Here is a 1334-nt window from a genome sequence, read left to right as displayed (position 1 = left end):
GCTCTTGTGTCTGGGAAATCTGCCAGAATGTGCAAACGGGCGGTTCTCGCAAAACCGCCCGTTGCTGGATCTGAGCCCGGTCGCGCTCAAAGGCCGTGAGCCTGTCGGGGAGCGAGGGACAGATCCGGTGGTCTTCCTCAACCCGAACAGTTGCATGGGCTTCGAGCCCGGACCGAGCAAGGAAGGGATTGGATGATGGCACAAAACGATCTTGTTGTCGCCGGTATCGACGTGGCCAAGGACAAGGTGGATGTGTGTATTCGATCATTGTCGCAACGGCGGACGTTCGCGAGCACGGCAGAGGGACGGCGAATGCTGATCCGTTGGCTTCGCAAGTACAAGGTCACTAAAGCAGCGATGGAAGCGTCCGGCGGCTATGAGCGAGAGTGGGTCAAGGCGCTGCGCGAGGCCGATATCGGAACCCTGATTGTCGATCCGAAGCGGGTGCGCAACTTCGCAAGATCGGCCGGGCAACTTGCCAAGAACGATCCGATCGATGCGGAGATGATTGCCTGGTTCGCCGAGACTTTCATCGAGGCAAGAGGCCAAGCCTATGATGCAGCACGTGAGGAACTGGCGCAGATGGTGACTGCGCGCCAAACTCTGATTGAAGTGCGGACCAGCCTGCATAACAGGGGGGAGCATTCCACACCTGACGTTGTACAGAAAATGCAGAGTCGCCTGCTGAAGCAAATCTCCTTGGAAATTACCAAGCTCGAAGCAGCGATCGCGGCCCTGATCAAGGCCACGCCGCGTTTTGCCGAACTCGCCGAGATCATCGAGAGCGTGCCGGGTCTTGCCGAGGGCACGTCCGCCGGGCTGATCGGGGGGATGCCGGAGCTAGGCCAGATAAGCAACAATGTTGCCGCGGCCTTGCTGGGTGCTGCGCCTTACGACGACGACAGCGGCAAGCGTCGGGGTGTTCGTCATATCCAGGGCGGGCGGCGCAAGGTCCGCAATCTCTTTTACATGGCGTGCATGGGAGCCGCGACACGGCACAACCCGGTACTCAAGGCCTTCTACGATCGCCTGATCGCCAAAGGCAAAGAGGCGAAGGTTGCGCTCACCGCCTGCATGCGCAAGCTGATTGTGATCCTCAACGTCATGATCGCGCGCGGAGAAAAATGGGACGCCGGCCGGTACGAAGTGAGCGGCCTCGCTCGGCTTCCGCCGAGCGAATGCCCAGCCTAAAGACCGTTGAGCGGGCGGGGTCAAGGCCGTCAGCCGCCGGAGGCGGGGGCGCGCAGCGCCAGCCTTGAGCCCGCTCGATCACCGGTCTACTTCAACACAGTTGCTCCCCGGGGAGCGATGCACTATTGCCCCCGTCGCCTTGC

Annotated in this window: 2 protein-coding genes; both read left to right on the top strand. The window is 61.2% G+C overall.

What is annotated here, in order from left to right; genetic code table 11:
• Nucleotides 1-196, top strand: a 196-nt coding sequence (locus IVA78_RS29615; RefSeq protein WP_247469082.1) for a hypothetical protein, incomplete at its 5' end; no start/stop codon positions are given.
• Complete coding sequence (locus IVA78_RS29610; protein WP_247469081.1) at nucleotides 193-1191, top strand: IS110 family transposase; 999 nt, start codon at nucleotides 193-195, stop codon at nucleotides 1189-1191. The genes IVA78_RS29615 and IVA78_RS29610, both read left to right, overlap by 4 nt.
• Nucleotides 1192-1334 lie beyond the last annotated feature (143 nt).

The sequence above is a fragment of the Bradyrhizobium sp. 137 genome (genome assembly GCF_023074095.1).
Taxonomy (GTDB): domain Bacteria; phylum Pseudomonadota; class Alphaproteobacteria; order Rhizobiales; family Xanthobacteraceae; genus Bradyrhizobium.
Note: the sequence above shows the minus strand (reverse complement) of the source record. Positions and strands in the feature narration are given on the sequence as shown.